This window comes from Streptosporangium sp. NBC_01810, from assembly GCF_035917355.1.
Lineage (GTDB): Bacteria > Actinomycetota > Actinomycetes > Streptosporangiales > Streptosporangiaceae > Streptosporangium.
Map to the genome: position 1 here is coordinate 1,799,145 of NZ_CP109070.1, position 13,939 is coordinate 1,813,083.

Consider the following 13,939-nt stretch of genomic DNA (forward strand, 5'->3'; position numbering starts at 1 on the left):
GGGGAGCGGCCGGCCCCGATGCGGGGGCGCCTTCCCGCACGGGTGTCCGGTCAGTGGAGGGAGCCACCGACCAGGCGGAGATCGCCGCCCAGCGAGACGGAGACGGCGGTGGTCACGATCGCGGTGAGCGCCTGGGCGGTCACCGTGACGGGCATGGAGGGTCTGGCCTCGCCGAGGACCTGCTCGGGGCTGTACGGCACGTGCACGAAACCACCGCGGACCCCCGGCCGCTCGGTGGCGATCAGGTGCATGAGGCCGTAGAAGAGGTGGTTACACAGGAACGTGCCGGCGCTCTGCGAGACGCTAGCGGGCACCCCGACCGCACGCGCCGCCGCCACGCACGCCTTCACCGGCAGCGTGGCGAAGTAGGCGGCCGGGCCGCCACGCACCACCGGCTCGTCGATCGGCTGCCGCCCGGTGCCGTCGGGGACGCACGCGTCGTCGAGGTTGACGGCCACCCGCTCCACGGTCACGTCCGGCCGTCCCCCGGCCTGCCCGACGCACACGACCACCGCCGGGTCGTGCTCGGCCACCACAGCGCGCAACTGCTCCAGCACCTCGCCGAACCGGCAGGGGAGCAGCGCGGTCCGCACCCCGGGCACCAGGGCGACCGCCTCCCATGACGGGTTGCCGCCGCCGTCGAGCGGCTCGAACGCGGCGAGCAGGACGCCCTTCATCGGGGGTCCGGAGGAAGGGCGCAGGCGGGGGTGCCGCCGGGCAGGCGGTGCCGGTTGCCGGCGATCAGCCGGTAGAGCCCCTGGGCCGCCCAGCGCAGCGGCGGGACCCGCAGCACGAACCCCAGCGGGCTCCAGGGGAGACCGGCGGCGATCAGCAGCCTGGCCACCGCCTGCGCCCCGCCGTGCACCTCGCCGTCCTGAACCCAGAGCACCTCGCGCTCGGCCCGCTCGCGGGTGACGCCCAGCGCCGGAAGGTCGGTGAACTGCCAGGGGACGACCAGGGCGTGAACCCCGATGCGGCGCTCGGCGAACCTGACGCTCGTCGTGCAGAAGCCACAGTCGCCATCGAAGATCAGTACAGGTCGTCCTGTCATGCAACCGACACTACCCAGCGGAACCCGATCAAGGCCCGGCGACCAGGGTGACCGCGATCGGGCGGTGGTCGGAGTGCGGAACATCAGGGTTGACCTGGTCTTTTCCGGTGAAACCCGGGGTGACGAGCACGTGGTCGATCTGCTCGACCGAGTGTCCCTGGGACGGAATGGTGTTGAACGGCCTGACCGGGGCGATGGGGTCGGTCAGGCCCGCGCCGGTCAGCACCTCCCAGGCCCGGTCCCCGGGCTGAAGGTTGAGGTCACCGGCCACGATCACCGGGGCGCCGCTTCTGGAGGCATCCCTGACGATCCCGCCGAGCTGCTCGACCTGGTCGAGCTCGCGCCAGCCCGGCGGAGGTTGCAGATGGGTGCCGATCACGGTGATGTCCCCGCCCTGCCAGCGCAACCCGACCTCCAGTGCCTGCGCGCCGGTCGGTCCGCCCTGGACCAGCACGTGGTTCCTTATCGAGGTGATCGGCAGCGTGGTGAGCAGGGCGTCGCCCCACACCTCGTCGGCCGCCGGGGCCCAGATGTAGTGCATGTCCAGCCGTTCGGCGATCAGCCGCACCCCGTCGTGGCCGCCGTTGAGCAGCCAGCCCCTGTCGGCCTCGCTCAGCACCACCACGTGCGGCCGCAACTCCCTGAGCGCGTCGGCCTGCTGCTCCAGGGAGAGCCTGCCGGATTCGCCGTACCCCATCCTGATGTTGTACGCGGCGACCCGCAGCCCGTCACGCGGTGCCTCCCAGCGAGGCCGCTCCCCCTGCCAGAGGGGGACAGCCGCCGCCAGCGCCACCGCGGCCACGGCGACCGCCGCGAACCGCCGGTCGTAGGAGCGGCGCGGCAGGCCCGCGCTGCCCGCCAGGCCCAGCACCGCGACGACGAGTGCCGCGCAGACCGGCACCCACTGGTTGGGAAGGTAGAGGTCGTAGGCGGCGTAGTAGCCGAAGACGAACACGACGAACAGCAGCATGCCCCCTGCCGCGGCCAGGCCCCGCCGAGCCGCCCTGTCCGGGCCGAGGGTCGCCGCGGCGTGCGCCAGACAGGCGCCAAGCGCGAGCTGGCCGATGATCTGCGCGGCGATCGTCCAGCCGGGTGCCACTCCGTGGACACCGTCCACGGTGGCCCTGCCCAGCGTGAACGCCACCGCCGAGGCCACCAGGGCGATGGCGGGCGGCAGCGGGCGGCGCAGCACCGGCAGCGCGGCGGGCGCCGCCGACACCACCGCGAACGCCGCCACGACCACGGCGGCGGCCTGCTGGGCGGAGACGGTCGCCGCCTGGGCGTGCGCGGTGTTGCCCGTGTAGAGGCCCCAGAGCAGCAGGGCGGGGCCGATGGCCAGCCAGGCACGGGGGGCGCCGGAGTACTCCTCGTCCGGGGGTTCCGCCCGGATCAGGAACGAGCCGAAGAGCACGAGCTCCACAGCCAGCAGCGCCCACGGGACCGCTCCAGGCCGCCACATCAGGTCGATGCCGTCCAGTGCCGCGTGGATCACCGTGGCGGCCGCCAGGCCGCCGATCACCCCGGCCGTCACGGGCCGGGCGTCCCGGCCGCCCATCGCGGTCGCCACCAGCCAGACCAGCCCGGCCAGCAGGCCGAGGCTGGCCACGTACAGCTGCGGGTCCCCGCCCTCGGTCAGCTGAAGCGCCGGCCGGGCCAGGAGCAGCAGGCATCCGGCACCGAGAGCGATCAGCCGCGGCCGGACGAGTCTGGCCAGCGGGACGGTCAGGAAGGCCAGCACGAACCAGGAGAGGGCGTACAGGCCCATCATCTCCGCGGGAGTGCTTCCCGCCCGGCCGAAGAGCGTGATCAGCGAGGGCAGGAAGACTCGTAACACGTCTACCAGCACGACCACGCCGAGGGTTACATCCAGGCGGATCCGCATGCTACCTCCAAAGAACGCGAGCTATCCTCGCCTTCTTTGTGATCCGTGACAAGGGCCGGTTCGCCCGGGGAGGGGAGATCCGTCCTCAGGGGGTCGAGGGGTCCTCTCGGGGGCCTCGGGGGCCTCCGGAGTTCGGGGGAGAGGAGGGTTCGCTCGGAGCGGTCGAGGGGCCGGCGGCTCCGCCGGCGGCAGCGCCGTCGAGGTGGCGGAAGGCCTCGTGCGCCGAGCGGACACTGTCGCGCAGCGCCTGCTCCAGGTGATCGGCGTCCTCGGTCAGCCTCCCTATCTCCGGTACGGCGAAGGCGTCGGCGCCCGACTCCGCCAGGAGTTCCTCATAGCGGGGAAGCCGTGAGCGGAGTACCTCGATCTGCTCGTGGGCGCGTAGCGCCTGCTCGGCGTCGGACACGTGGCCCGCGTAGCGTTCCAACGCCTCCACCCGTGCGAGCACGGCGGCCTCGCTGGCGGCCAGGGCACGCTCCAGCGGTGCCATGGCCGCGGCCACCTCCGGCGTGCTGCCGCCGTGCACGAACTCGTGGTGCTCGTTCCGCAGTGCGGAGAGCTTGGTCAGCAGCTGGGCGATCTCCCACTCCTGGGAGGGGAGCGTCACCGCGTTGCGCACGTCGTCGAGCATGCCCATGGCGTTGACCCGGGAGCGCAGGATGAGGTCGATCGCCCGCTGGGCCCGTTCGAGCAGCCGGCCGGCGTTGTAGTCGAAGTCCTCGGCGGGCAGCAGGTAGCGGCCCTCGTACCAGCGGGCCTCGCGATACAGGTCGTGCTCGGTCGTGTCCGGCTCCAGCGGCTCGCGGGCGGTGAGGAAACCGACGAGGACCACGAGGGCGAGCAGGGCGAGCACGAAGAAGAACAGCTGCCCGGCGTCCGCGAGAAAGAGCAGGCAGGCCAGGAGGAGCGCCGACATCGCCCCTCCGGACCACAGGAAACGGACGGGCAGCCTTGAGGCGGGCTCGGGAGGGTCGGGGCTCCAGCCGGCGCGGATGCGCGACAACATCGATGCGTGCTGGCGGAAGAGATCGGCGGTCCGGGAGGGAACCTCAGGATCGACCACCACTCGCCGCACAGGCCCGCCCCCTCCATCCGGTCAGGTTGACATCATCGGTCGAGATGGCGGAACGCCTCGTGCGCCGAGCGTACGCTCTCGCGGAGCGCCCGCCGGAGCATGTCGGCATCATCGCTGAGATGCCCGATCTCCGGTGCGGAGAACCTGGCCGCGCCCGTTTCGGCGACGAGCTGCTCGTACTCGGGCAGGTGAGCTCGCAGGACCTCGATCTGCCCATGGGAGAGCAGGGCGCGCTCGGCGTCGGACACGTTCCGGGCGTAGCGTTCCAACGCCTCCACCCGTGCGAGCACGGCGGCCTCGCTGGCGGCCAGGGCACGCTCCAGCGGTGCCATGGCCGCGATCACCTCGGGGCTCCTGCCGCCCCTGGCGAGGTGGTGGTGCTTGGCCCGCAGTGCGGAGAGCTTGGTCAGCAGCCGGGCGATCTCCCACTCCTCGGCGGGGAGCATCACCGCGTTGCGCACGCTGTCGAGCATGCCCATGGCGTTGACCCGGGAGTGCACGATGAAGTCGATGGCCCGCTGGACCCGGCCGAGCAGGCTTCTGGCGTCGTGGTCGAAATCCTCCAGGAGAAGGAAGCGCCCCTGCCACTGCACGGAGTGCCGGTACAGGACCCGCTCGACGGAGTCGACGGGTGAGGGCTTCCTGGCGAGATAGATCACCGTGAGGATGAGGAGATACAGACTGACCAGCGTGGTGAGCACGACGGCGGCCGCCGGGAGCGGGAGGTCGGTGAGTGTCAATCCGCCCGCCGCGACAACCGTCGACCCGCCGAAGAGCCCTATGAGCACTCCCGGAATCCGGGGGCCGTCGTCCTCCCTCGGGACGCGTCCGGTGCGAAGGCGATAGAGCAGGGGCCCGTTACGACGGAGCAGTTCGGCGATGTTCCTGGGCACCTCAGGATCGACCACCACGCGCTGCACAGGCTCGCCCCCTTTGCCACGTTTCAAGAGCATAGCGATTAACCGTGTTTCAGGTCATGCGTCCTCCCATGGTGCCTCTTTGTCGGCCGGTGACGCGTGCCAAAAAGATGATCGTGATGATTGTTCCGGATCCGAGATCGCGTCAGGCGAGGGCGGCCTCCGTTCGGAGTCGCTCCGTGCGTGCGTCACGGTGCCGGGAAACAGAAAATCCCAGGCGGATGGCCTGGGATCTGTCTGGTGGACGATACAGGGATTGAACCTGTGACCTCTTCCGTGTCAGGGAAGCGCTCTCCCGCTGAGCTAATCGTCCTCGGGTGTCATCAGAGCGGAAGACGGGATTCGAACCCGCGACCCTCACCTTGGCAAGGTGATGCTCTACCACTGAGCCACTTCCGCGTATTCGCTTCGGGTTTCCCCTCGGCGTTCGCCCTACCTTACCGGATCCTGGGGGTCCGCAGGTCGTGCGCTGAGGTGGAGACGGGATTTGAACCCGTGTAGACGGCTTTGCAGGCCGTTGCCTCGCCTCTCGGCCACTCCACCAGTCAGATCCCGGAGGATCTGCCGGAGCGGAAGACGGGATTCGAACCCGCGACCCTCACCTTGGCAAGGTGATGCTCTACCACTGAGCCACTTCCGCGTGTTCACCGGAGACGACTCCGGCGGCGCACGTGAAAACTCTAGCGCCTCCGCAGGGCGGATGTGCGCAGGGAGCGGGTCTGACGAAGATCTTCACTTCCTGAGCGGTTGAACGTCGGAGGCCCGGACGAACATGATCCGGTGCCCGAACTGGATCTGCCGGTAGCGGATCTCGCCCCTGACCACGCGGTGCTCGGACGGGTCGAAGGCGGCCGCTCGCAGATAGGAGGCCGTGGTCATCGGGCCGGAGCTGTAGACCTGCCCCGCGGGTATCGAGTACTGCAACGGGGTCAGGGCCTGTACGGGGACGCCCCCGGGGTAGGCATGCGCCTTCGGGTAGGCCCTGCCGTACACCTTCACCGGGGAGCGGCCCGGCCTGGGCGTCACCAGCGGGCCGGAGGCGGGCAGGGAGGTGGGGGCTCCGGCGGGATCGCTGAACCACGCCTTCTGGCCGAGGTACCAGATCGCGGTCCAGCCGTCCCTGCGCTCGGCGAGTGCGTACCGCTGGCCGGTGGAGGCGCGGGCGGCGTGGTCGTAGACGCTGTACGTGGAGTCGCCGGTGGGGTGCTTGCCGATATCCCTGACCAGGGGCGCGGTGAGGGAGGGACGGGTGTGCAGCCAGACCGAGGCGGCGCCCAGGCTGCGGCACCCCCCACTGCAGCCGGTGAAGTTCGGGCTGTTCGTGCCGTAGTCGGGCTTGATCAGCACCGAGCGCGCGGTGTCGCCGCCCGAGGCGCGCAGCGGGCTGCCGAGCAGTTCGAAGTAGTGGCTCCAGTCCCAGTAGGGGCCGGGGTCGTCGTGCATGCCGCCCACGGTCTCCGGGGTGGTGCCCGGCACGTTGTCGTGTCCCAGGATGTGCGCCCGGTCGAGAGGGATGTCGTACTTGGCCGCGAGGTGGCGTACCAGTCTGGCCGAGGCCAGGTACATCGCCTCGGTGAACCAGGCTCCGCCTTTGGCCAGGTAGCCCTCGTGCTCCAGGCCGACGGAGCGGGAGTTGACGTACCAGTTTCCGGCGTGCCAGCCGATGTCCCTGGCCCGTAGGTGCTGGGCGATATGGCCGTCGCTGGAGCGGATGGTGAAGTGCCAGCTCAGGTAGTCGGGGTTCTTGACCAGGCGGGTCATCGCGTCGTAGCTCGTCTCGCCGTCGTGGATCACGATGTAGTCGATCTTCCGGGGGCCGTCGGAGCGATCGTGGTTGCCGTACCCGCCGCTCTTGAGCCGCCTGTAGACGGCGGGGAGCCACTCGCAGGAGACGTTCCTCGGGCAGTCGGGCCCCACGGCGGGTTCCACGGCGGGTCCTATGGCGGGTTCCACGGCGGGCCTCACATCGGGTGCCACGGCGGACGCCGCAGGTCTCGCCACGGGTCTCGCCATGGGCAGGGGGGAGGGGGCCGCAGGGAGCACTGCGGCGATCTTCGTTGCGGGCTCGGTCACGGGTTTCTCGGCGCGCTCCGTGCCGAGGGAGGGTGCGGCGGTGGGTGTGGGTGCGGGGCCGTGCGCACGGCGCTGTGCCTCCGGGGCGAGCGGTTCGGGGAGAGACGGTTCGGGGAGAGACGGTTCGGGGGTGAGTGGCGCCCGCGGTGTGGAAAGGTCCGGTATCGCGGGCAGCACCACCCGTTCGCCGTCGTCGGTCACGCGTGCGGCCCCGGCCTGGATCGTCGCGTAGACCTCGTCGGCGAAGGACCGCGCCGCCTCCGTTCCCGCGGCGCCCCTTTCCGGTGTGCCGGGGTAGCGGGCCACCGCCTCGTACCAGCCCGCCGGACCGGTGTCAGGGCTCCCGCCGGTGCGGCGCCGGTAGTCGGCGAGCAGCGCGGCACCGCCCATGATGTTGGCGGAGGCGTCCTCGCGCAGCCGGCCGAGGGGCAGGCCGGTCAGTTTCGAGGCCCGTCGCAGGGTGTCCTGGGGCGGGGGCGGCGCGACGGGGGGAAGGGCGATCGCGCGCGGCCGGGTCTCGTCGCCGCGCGGGTCCTCGCCGACGCCGTGGGGGCGGCCCGGCCTGGCTCGGCCGTCGACCAGGTGCATCGGACCGTAACCGGCCGAGACGCTGGGCAGCCCGCCGTGGCCCTCCCAGCGGGACTCCAGATAGGAGACCGCGAGCAGCACGCTCTCCGGCACCCCGTACGCCCGCGCAGCCTCGGCGAAGGCGGCCTGCCTGCCGGACCGCGCCCTCGTTCCGGTCGGTGACGGCGTGTCGGTGACGGCATCGGGGGACGTCGCGGTCGTGAAGGGGGCGGGGTGCTTCCAGGGCCATGCCACCCGGTCCTCCGGACGTGTCGCCTGTGCTGGGACGGCTGAGACCAGTACGGTGAGAGCGGCGACGACGGTGATCCCCGGCAGGCGGCGCATGAAGGTTCCTCCCCCTCTGATGGCTACTTAGAGTTATCAGAGATTGCCGACTGTCGCGTGCTGTGGCGGGGTTACCGCATTGTGGAGATTCTCTGCCCGGAATCGGGCAGAAAACTTGGTGTCCGCTCTCCCGGGTGCGTATGGTCCTGCTCTGTGTCCACGACGCGGCATCCGTATGAGGATCTGATCACCCACCTGACCCGGACGAGCGCGCTCGGTCCGGGCGAGGCGGCGCGAGTCGTCGCCGAGGTGCTGGCCTACTTCTCCGAGCCCGTCGAGGAATTCGTACGGCGGCGTCACGCGGAACTCAGGGCGAGGGGGCTGGTCAACGATGAGATCTTCCCCCGGGTGGCCGTCGAGCTGGCGGTACGTCGTGTCGCGGCACCCGAACTCTCCCAGCGCCAGCTGCGCCGGATCGTCTATGGATAAGGAACGGTTACATGTGTGGAATCGTGGCCTATGTAGGGCCCAAGGACGCGGCCCCCATCCTGCTGGAGGGCCTGCAGCGCCTTGAGTACCGGGGTTACGACTCGGCCGGGGTGGTGGTCTCCAACAAGGGTCTGAAGATGCGCAAGGTCAAGGGCCGGGTGGCCGACCTGGCGGCGGTCGTGCCCGCGCGGTTCAAGGGCGGGCTGGGCATCGGCCACACCCGCTGGGCCACCCACGGCGTGCCCAGTGACGTCAACGCCCACCCTCATCTGTCCAGCGACGAGCGCATCGCCGTCGTGCACAACGGCATCATCGAGAACGCCGACGAGCTGCGCGCCAAGCTGGAGGCCGACGGCGCGGTCTTCCTGTCGGAGACCGACACCGAGGTGCTCTCGCACCTGATCGCCCGTACGGTCAAGGATTCCGACTCCCTGGAGGATGCCGTCAGGGCCGCGCTCAAGCGTGTCGTCGGCACATACGGCATCGCGGTGATCGACTCCGAGCGCCCCGGCGAGGTGGTGGTGGCCCGCAACGGCAGCCCCATCGTGCTGGGCATCGGTGAGAAGGAGATGTTCGCCGCGTCCGACGTCTCCGCGCTGGTCCGCTACACCCGCCAGGTGGTCCACCTGGAGGACGGCGAGATCGCCGTGCTCAAGGCCGACGGGTTCAACACCTTCGCCAGCGACGCGCGGGAGACGGCCAAGGAGACGCTGACCGTTGACTGGGAGGCCGGGCACTACGACACCGGCGGGTACGAGCACTATCTGCTCAAGGAGATCTCCGAGCAACCCGACACCGTGGCCAGGACGCTGCGCGGGCGCCTGGACGACCGCTTCCACGTCGCCCACCTGGGCGGCCTCAACATGGACGCGCGGGAGACCCGCTCGTTCCGCCGGGTGAAGATCATCGGCTGTGGTTCCGCGTACTACGCGGGCCAGATCGGCGCGCAGCTCATCGAGGAGCTGGCGCGCATCCCGGCCGATGCGGAGCCGGCCAGCGAGTTCCGTTACCGCAGCCCGGTGGTGGAGGCGGACACCCTGTACGTGGCGATCAGCCAGTCGGGGGAGACCTATGACACCCTCGCCGCCGTCCAGGAGCTCAAGCGCAAGGGCGGCCGGGTGCTCGGCATCGTCAACACCGTGGGCAGTGCGATCGCCCGCGAGTGCGACGGCGGCGTCTACCTGCACGCGGGTCCCGAGGTCTCGGTGGCGAGCACGAAGGCGTTCACCTCGACCGCCGTGGCCTTCGCGCTGCTCGCGCTGCACCTCGGCCGGGTGCGTGACCTGTCTCCCGCCGACGGCCGCCGGATCTGCGAGGGGCTGCGGAGGCTGCCGGACCAGATCAAGGAGATCCTGGCGCTGGAGCCGCAGCTCAAGGAGCTGGCGCAGGAGTACGCCGAGGCGCCGAGCATGATGTTCGTGGGCCGGGTCCGGGGGTATCCGGTGGCCCGTGAGGGCGCGCAGAAGCTCAAGGAGATCTCCTACGTGCATGCCGAGGCGTACCCGGCCAGCGAGCTCAAGCACGGGCCGCTGGCGCTGATCGGCCCGGACATGCCGACCGTGGCGATCGTCCCCGACGACGAGCTGCTGGACAAGAACCTGACCACTCTGGGTGAGATCCGTGCCCGGGGTGGCCGGGTGCTCATGGTCGGTCACCGTACGGTCGACTCCAAGCTGGCCAACGACTGCGTCGTGGTACCCAAGAACGAGACCGAGCTGGACCCGATTCTGCTGTCGATCCCGCTTCAGCTCTTCGCCTACCACGCCGCCGTGGCGCTGGAGCGGGACGTCGACAAGCCTCGCAACCTGGCCAAGAGCGTCACGGTGGAGTGAGACGGCTACCGGTGCGACCGCCGACGATGGTCGCCCCGTCAAGGGATGGGCTGCGGTCACCTCCCCGACCTGTAGCGGAAAGTGATTGAGGGGTAACCTATGGTATAGGAGGTTCTTGGGGGAAGGGGCGCTTATGCGCCGTAGGAGGTTTTTCGCGCTGGTGGCGGGAGCCATGGTCGTCGCGAGCTGCGGCAGAGTCGGCGACTCCGCCGACTCCGCCGACTCCGCCGTGGGCCGCCTGATCATCCTCGAGCCCACCGCCGACGGCCACGGCTGGGGCGGGATGGCGGGCAGGCTCGCCTCCGTCCTGGTCCTGGCGGGGCTGGCGCGCTCCGCCATGGTCGTCGAGCGGCCGGGAGCGCTGGGTTCCGTCCCCCGTGACGCGTTCGGCGCCGTCCGCGGCTCGTTCGTGCGCGAGGGCAGGCTGCTCGTCACCGCGATGCCGATGGTGACGGCCGCGGAGATCGCCAACACCGCCGCCGTGGTGGACGCCACCACCCCCCTCGCCCGCCTGGTCGGGGACTGGACGGTCCTGGTCGTCCCCGCCGACTCCCGCCTGCACACCTTCGAGGACTTCGCCGCGGAGCTGCGCCGCGACCCGGCGGCGCTGACGGTCGGCGGACGGCTGGAGGGCGGCTCCGACCACGTGCTCTACGGCATGATCGGCAAGTGCCTCGGGGTGGACGCCCGGTTGCTGGAGTACGCCGGCTTCCTTGCCGCCGAGGATGCCGCCGAGGCGCTTCAGATCGGACGGGTGGCGGCCCTGCTGGGGTCGGCCCGCGCCCTGCGACCCGAGATCGCAGCCGGCCGCCTGCGTCCCCTGGTGGTCTCCTCGGGCGGCCGGCTCGACGGGATCGACGCGCCGACGCTCCTGGAGGTCGACGTCCGGCTGGAGTACAGCGACTGGTGCGGTCTGCTGGGGCCCAAGGGCATGAGCCCGGCGGACCGGGACGCCGCGATCGCCCTGTGTGACAGGATCGACGCCGCGCCGCGCTGGCGCGCCCTGTGCGCGGCCAATGAGTGGAGCCGGGTCTACCTCAGCGGCGACGACTTCCGTCAGTGGCTCCTCACCGAGACGGCCCGCACCCGCGGGGTACTCCACGAGCTCGGGTTGCTGAAGTCCTCCGACACAACTTGTTGGGGTAGTTGCGTCAGACGCCCCTAGATGTAGGATCCTGCTCGTTGCTGGTTCGCCCCGGAAGGGGCGAGGCAAGAGGGAACCCGGTGAGATTCCGGGACTGCCCCGCAGCGGTGAACGGGAACGAAAGCCGTCATGTGAGCACTGGGTGAACCATGCCCGGGAAGCGACGGCCGGTAGGCACGCGCAGGGCGCCCGTGAGTCCGAAGACCTGCCGGTGACGTGATTGTCCAGGGCCTCGTGGGAGGGCCCGCGGAACGAGGCGGTCCGGCGTGCCCGGGATCGCTCGCGGACGCGTGCCCATCCGGCGGAGCCGTACGGGGAAGTCCGAGCGAGCGAGGGGCACCAGGTGACAGAGACCTTGGCAGGGACCGCGGTGGAGAACGCGGCAGGGGTCGTGGCGGAGAACGCCGGGGACGACCGGGGCAGCGGGAACGCGACGGTCGATCGCAGGCAGGCCATCGACGAGGCCGCCGCCAGGGTGATCACCGACCCGGAGAACTCCAGGGTCGCCGCCGCGCTGCTGGCCGAGCTGATCGCCGACGAGGCAGCCGAGCACGGCGTCCGCGACTTCTCCGAGTCCGTCGCCGCGACGCACCGGGCGGGGCTGATCGCCGACGGGCTCGCGGAGTTCGTGGCCGCACACGCCGAAGTCCTGGACGCGCTCATCGAGCCGGACGCCGACACCAGGTTCGAGTACTTCGGGCTGCGTACCGTCTACGATCGCTACCTGCTGCGTCACCCGAGCACCCGCAAGGTCCTGGAGCGCCCGCAGCACTTCTTCCTCCGGGTGGCCTGCGGCCTGTCCGAGACCGTCGAGGAGGCAGCCGAGCTGTACGCGCTCATGGCCACCATGTCCTACCTGCCCAGCTCGCCCACGCTGTTCAACTCCGGCTCGCGCAGGCCCCAGCTCTCCTCGTGCTTCCTGCTCGACTCGCCCCGCGACGAGCTGGAGGCCATCTACGAGCGCTACGGGCAGGTCGCGCGGCTGTCGAAGTACGCGGGGGGCATCGGGATCGCCTGGAGCCGGATCCGCTCGCGGGGCTCGCTGATCCGCGGCACCAACGGTCACTCCAACGGCATCGTGCCCTGGCTGCGCACCCTGGACGCGAGCGTCGCCGCGGTCAACCAGGGCGGCCGCCGCAAGGGCGCGGCCTGCGTCTACCTGGAGCCCTGGCACGCCGACATCGAGGAGTTCCTCGAACTGCGCGACAACACCGGCGAGGAGGCCCGCCGCACGCACAACCTGAACCTGGCCAACTGGATCCCCGACGAGTTCATGCGCCGGGTCGAGGCCGACGGCGTGTGGTCGCTGTTCGACCCCAAGGAGGTCCCGCACCTCACCGACCTGTACGGTGCCGCGTTCGACGACGCCTACCGGACCGCGGAAGCCGAGGGCCGGTTCGCCGCGCAGCTGCCCGCCCGCACCCTGTACGGCCGGATGATGCGCACGCTCGCCCAGACCGGCAACGGCTGGATGACCTTCAAGGACGCGGCCAACCGGACCTCCAACCAGACGGCCAGGCCGGAGAACGTCATCCACCTGTCGAACCTCTGTACCGAGATCCTTGAGGTCACCGGCGACGCCGAGACCGCGGTCTGCAACCTCGGCTCGATCAACCTGGCCGCCCACCTGTCTCCGGCCCCCGGAGACGGGGTCGACTGGGTACGGCTGCGCGCGACGGTCCGCACCGCCGTGCGGTTCCTCGACCGCACCATCGACCTGGGCTTCTACCCGACCCCCGAGGCCAGGAGCGCCAACCAGAGGTGGCGCCCGATCGGGCTCGGCGTGATGGGCCTGGCCGACGTGCTGTTCACGCTGCGGCTGCCGTTCGACTCGCCGCGGGCACTGGAGCTGTCCACCCGGATCTCCGAGGAGATCGCGCTGGCCGCCTACCGGACCTCCTCGGACCTGGCCGTGGAGCGTGGCCGCCACCCCTCCTACCAGGAGACCAGGGCCGCCACCGGGGTGCTCCACCCCGACCACTACCGGGCCGCGACGTCCGAGGAGTGGACGGAGATCAGGGAGCGGATCGCCAGGACGGGGCTGCGCAACTCGCTGATGATCGCGATCGCGCCCACGGCCACGATCGCCTCCATCGCCGGTTGCTACGAGTGCATCGAGCCACAGGTCTCCAACATCTTCAAGCGCGAGACCCTCTCGGGGGAGTTCCTCCAGGTCAACCGTTATCTCGTCGCCGACCTGCGGGCCCGCGGCCTGTGGACCTCGCGGATCCGCGACGTGATCAAGCGTGCCGACGGCTCCGTCCAGGACATTCCCGAGATCCCCGCAGACCTGAAGCTGCTCTACCGGACGGCCTGGGAGCTGCCGCAGAAGGCGCTGATCGACCTGGCCGCCGCGCGCACCCCGTACATCGACCAGTCGCAGTCGCTGAACCTGTTCATGGCCACCCCGACCATCGGCAAGCTCTCCTCGATGTACGCCTACGCCTGGAAGTCGGGCCTCAAGACCACCTACTACCTGCGCTCGCGTCCGGCCACCCGGATCGCGCAGGCCACCGTGGCGGCATCGGTGGCCGGGGAGGTCCCCGTCCCCGCCCCTGTCCTCGACCCCGAGGCCGTCGCCTGCTCCCTGGAGAACCCCGAGTACTGCGACGCCTGCCAGTAGA

10 protein-coding genes, 4 tRNA genes and 1 riboswitch are annotated in these 13,939 nt (G+C 70.6%); of the genes, 4 read left to right on the plus strand and 10 right to left on the minus strand.

The features are described from left to right. Positions 1-50: 50 nt before the first annotated feature. From pcp to OIE13_RS08325, 10 genes are all read right to left on the minus strand, one after another. Positions 51-677, minus strand: a complete 627-nt coding sequence (pcp, locus tag OIE13_RS08280; protein WP_326641393.1) for a pyroglutamyl-peptidase I — start codon at positions 675-677, stop codon at positions 51-53. Then, complete coding sequence (locus OIE13_RS08285; protein WP_326641391.1) at positions 674-1,051, minus strand: thiol-disulfide oxidoreductase DCC family protein; 378 nt, start codon at positions 1,049-1,051, stop codon at positions 674-676. Before OIE13_RS08285 ends, pcp begins: the two co-directional genes overlap by 4 nt. Positions 1,052-1,079: 28 nt before the next feature. Further along, on the minus strand, positions 1,080-2,933 hold the full coding sequence (locus tag OIE13_RS08290; RefSeq protein ID WP_326641389.1) for an endonuclease/exonuclease/phosphatase family protein: 1,854 nt from the start codon (positions 2,931-2,933) through the stop codon (positions 1,080-1,082). 85 nt (positions 2,934-3,018) lie between these two features. Beyond that, complete coding sequence (locus OIE13_RS08295) at positions 3,019-3,939, minus strand: hypothetical protein (protein WP_326641387.1); 921 nt, start codon at positions 3,937-3,939, stop codon at positions 3,019-3,021. Between the two features lie 101 nt (positions 3,940-4,040). Beyond that, positions 4,041-4,928, minus strand: coding sequence for a hypothetical protein (locus OIE13_RS08300; protein ID WP_326641385.1), 888 nt, complete (start codon positions 4,926-4,928; stop codon positions 4,041-4,043). A 235-nt stretch (positions 4,929-5,163) separates the two neighbouring features. Continuing rightward, a tRNA-Val gene (locus tag OIE13_RS08305) sits at positions 5,164-5,238 on the minus strand. Positions 5,239-5,252: 14 nt separating this feature from the next. Continuing rightward, positions 5,253-5,324: transfer RNA gene (locus OIE13_RS08310), tRNA-Gly, on the minus strand. A 73-nt stretch (positions 5,325-5,397) separates the two neighbouring features. Continuing rightward, positions 5,398-5,468, minus strand: a tRNA-Cys gene (locus OIE13_RS08315). Positions 5,469-5,493: 25 nt separating this feature from the next. Continuing rightward, positions 5,494-5,565 (minus strand) — tRNA-Gly (locus tag OIE13_RS08320). 92 nt (positions 5,566-5,657) lie between these two features. Then, entirely contained in the window at positions 5,658-7,910 is a 2,253-nt protein-coding gene (locus OIE13_RS08325) for an N-acetylmuramoyl-L-alanine amidase (protein ID WP_326829835.1), read from the minus strand. A 153-nt stretch (positions 7,911-8,063) separates the two neighbouring features. On the opposite strand from OIE13_RS08325, the gene OIE13_RS08330 reads away from it, so the two are divergent. The 4 genes from OIE13_RS08330 to OIE13_RS08345 all read left to right on the plus strand — a co-directional run bounded on the left by OIE13_RS08330 (position 8,064) and on the right by OIE13_RS08345 (position 13,938). After that, positions 8,064-8,339 carry a hypothetical protein gene (locus OIE13_RS08330; RefSeq protein ID WP_326641381.1) on the plus strand — a complete coding sequence of 92 codons (276 nt, stop codon included), beginning with the start codon at positions 8,064-8,066 and terminating at the stop codon, positions 8,337-8,339. Between the two features lie 11 nt (positions 8,340-8,350). After that, a complete protein-coding gene (glmS, locus tag OIE13_RS08335; RefSeq protein ID WP_326641379.1) occupies positions 8,351-10,171 on the plus strand; it encodes a glutamine--fructose-6-phosphate transaminase (isomerizing) in 1,821 nt (606 codons plus the stop codon). Positions 10,172-10,304: 133 nt separating this feature from the next. Further along, entirely contained in the window at positions 10,305-11,336 is a 1,032-nt protein-coding gene (locus OIE13_RS08340) for a tripartite tricarboxylate transporter substrate-binding protein (protein ID WP_326641377.1), read from the plus strand. Positions 11,337-11,340: 4 nt separating this feature from the next. Continuing rightward, positions 11,341-11,542, plus strand: a riboswitch (cobalamin riboswitch). Positions 11,543-11,658: 116 nt separating this feature from the next. Then, positions 11,659-13,938 carry a ribonucleoside-diphosphate reductase subunit alpha gene (locus tag OIE13_RS08345; protein WP_326641376.1) on the plus strand — a complete coding sequence of 760 codons (2,280 nt, stop codon included), beginning with the start codon at positions 11,659-11,661 and terminating at the stop codon, positions 13,936-13,938. The last annotated feature ends 1 nt before the right edge of the window (position 13,939 follow it).

Coding starts and splice junctions, on each gene's coding strand:
- OIE13_RS08340 (WP_326641377.1), top strand. CDS start 10,305: ATGCGCCGTAGGAGGTTTTTCGCGCTGGTGGCGGGAGCCATGGTCGTC.
- OIE13_RS08290 (WP_326641389.1), bottom strand. CDS start 2,933: ATGCGGATCCGCCTGGATGTAACCCTCGGCGTGGTCGTGCTGGTAGAC.
- glmS (WP_326641379.1), top strand. CDS start 8,351: ATGTGTGGAATCGTGGCCTATGTAGGGCCCAAGGACGCGGCCCCCATC.
- pcp (WP_326641393.1), bottom strand. CDS start 677: ATGAAGGGCGTCCTGCTCGCCGCGTTCGAGCCGCTCGACGGCGGCGGC.
- OIE13_RS08285 (WP_326641391.1), bottom strand. CDS start 1,051: ATGACAGGACGACCTGTACTGATCTTCGATGGCGACTGTGGCTTCTGC.
- OIE13_RS08295 (WP_326641387.1), bottom strand. CDS start 3,939: ATGTTGTCGCGCATCCGCGCCGGCTGGAGCCCCGACCCTCCCGAGCCC.
- OIE13_RS08325 (WP_326829835.1), bottom strand. CDS start 7,910: ATGCGCCGCCTGCCGGGGATCACCGTCGTCGCCGCTCTCACCGTACTG.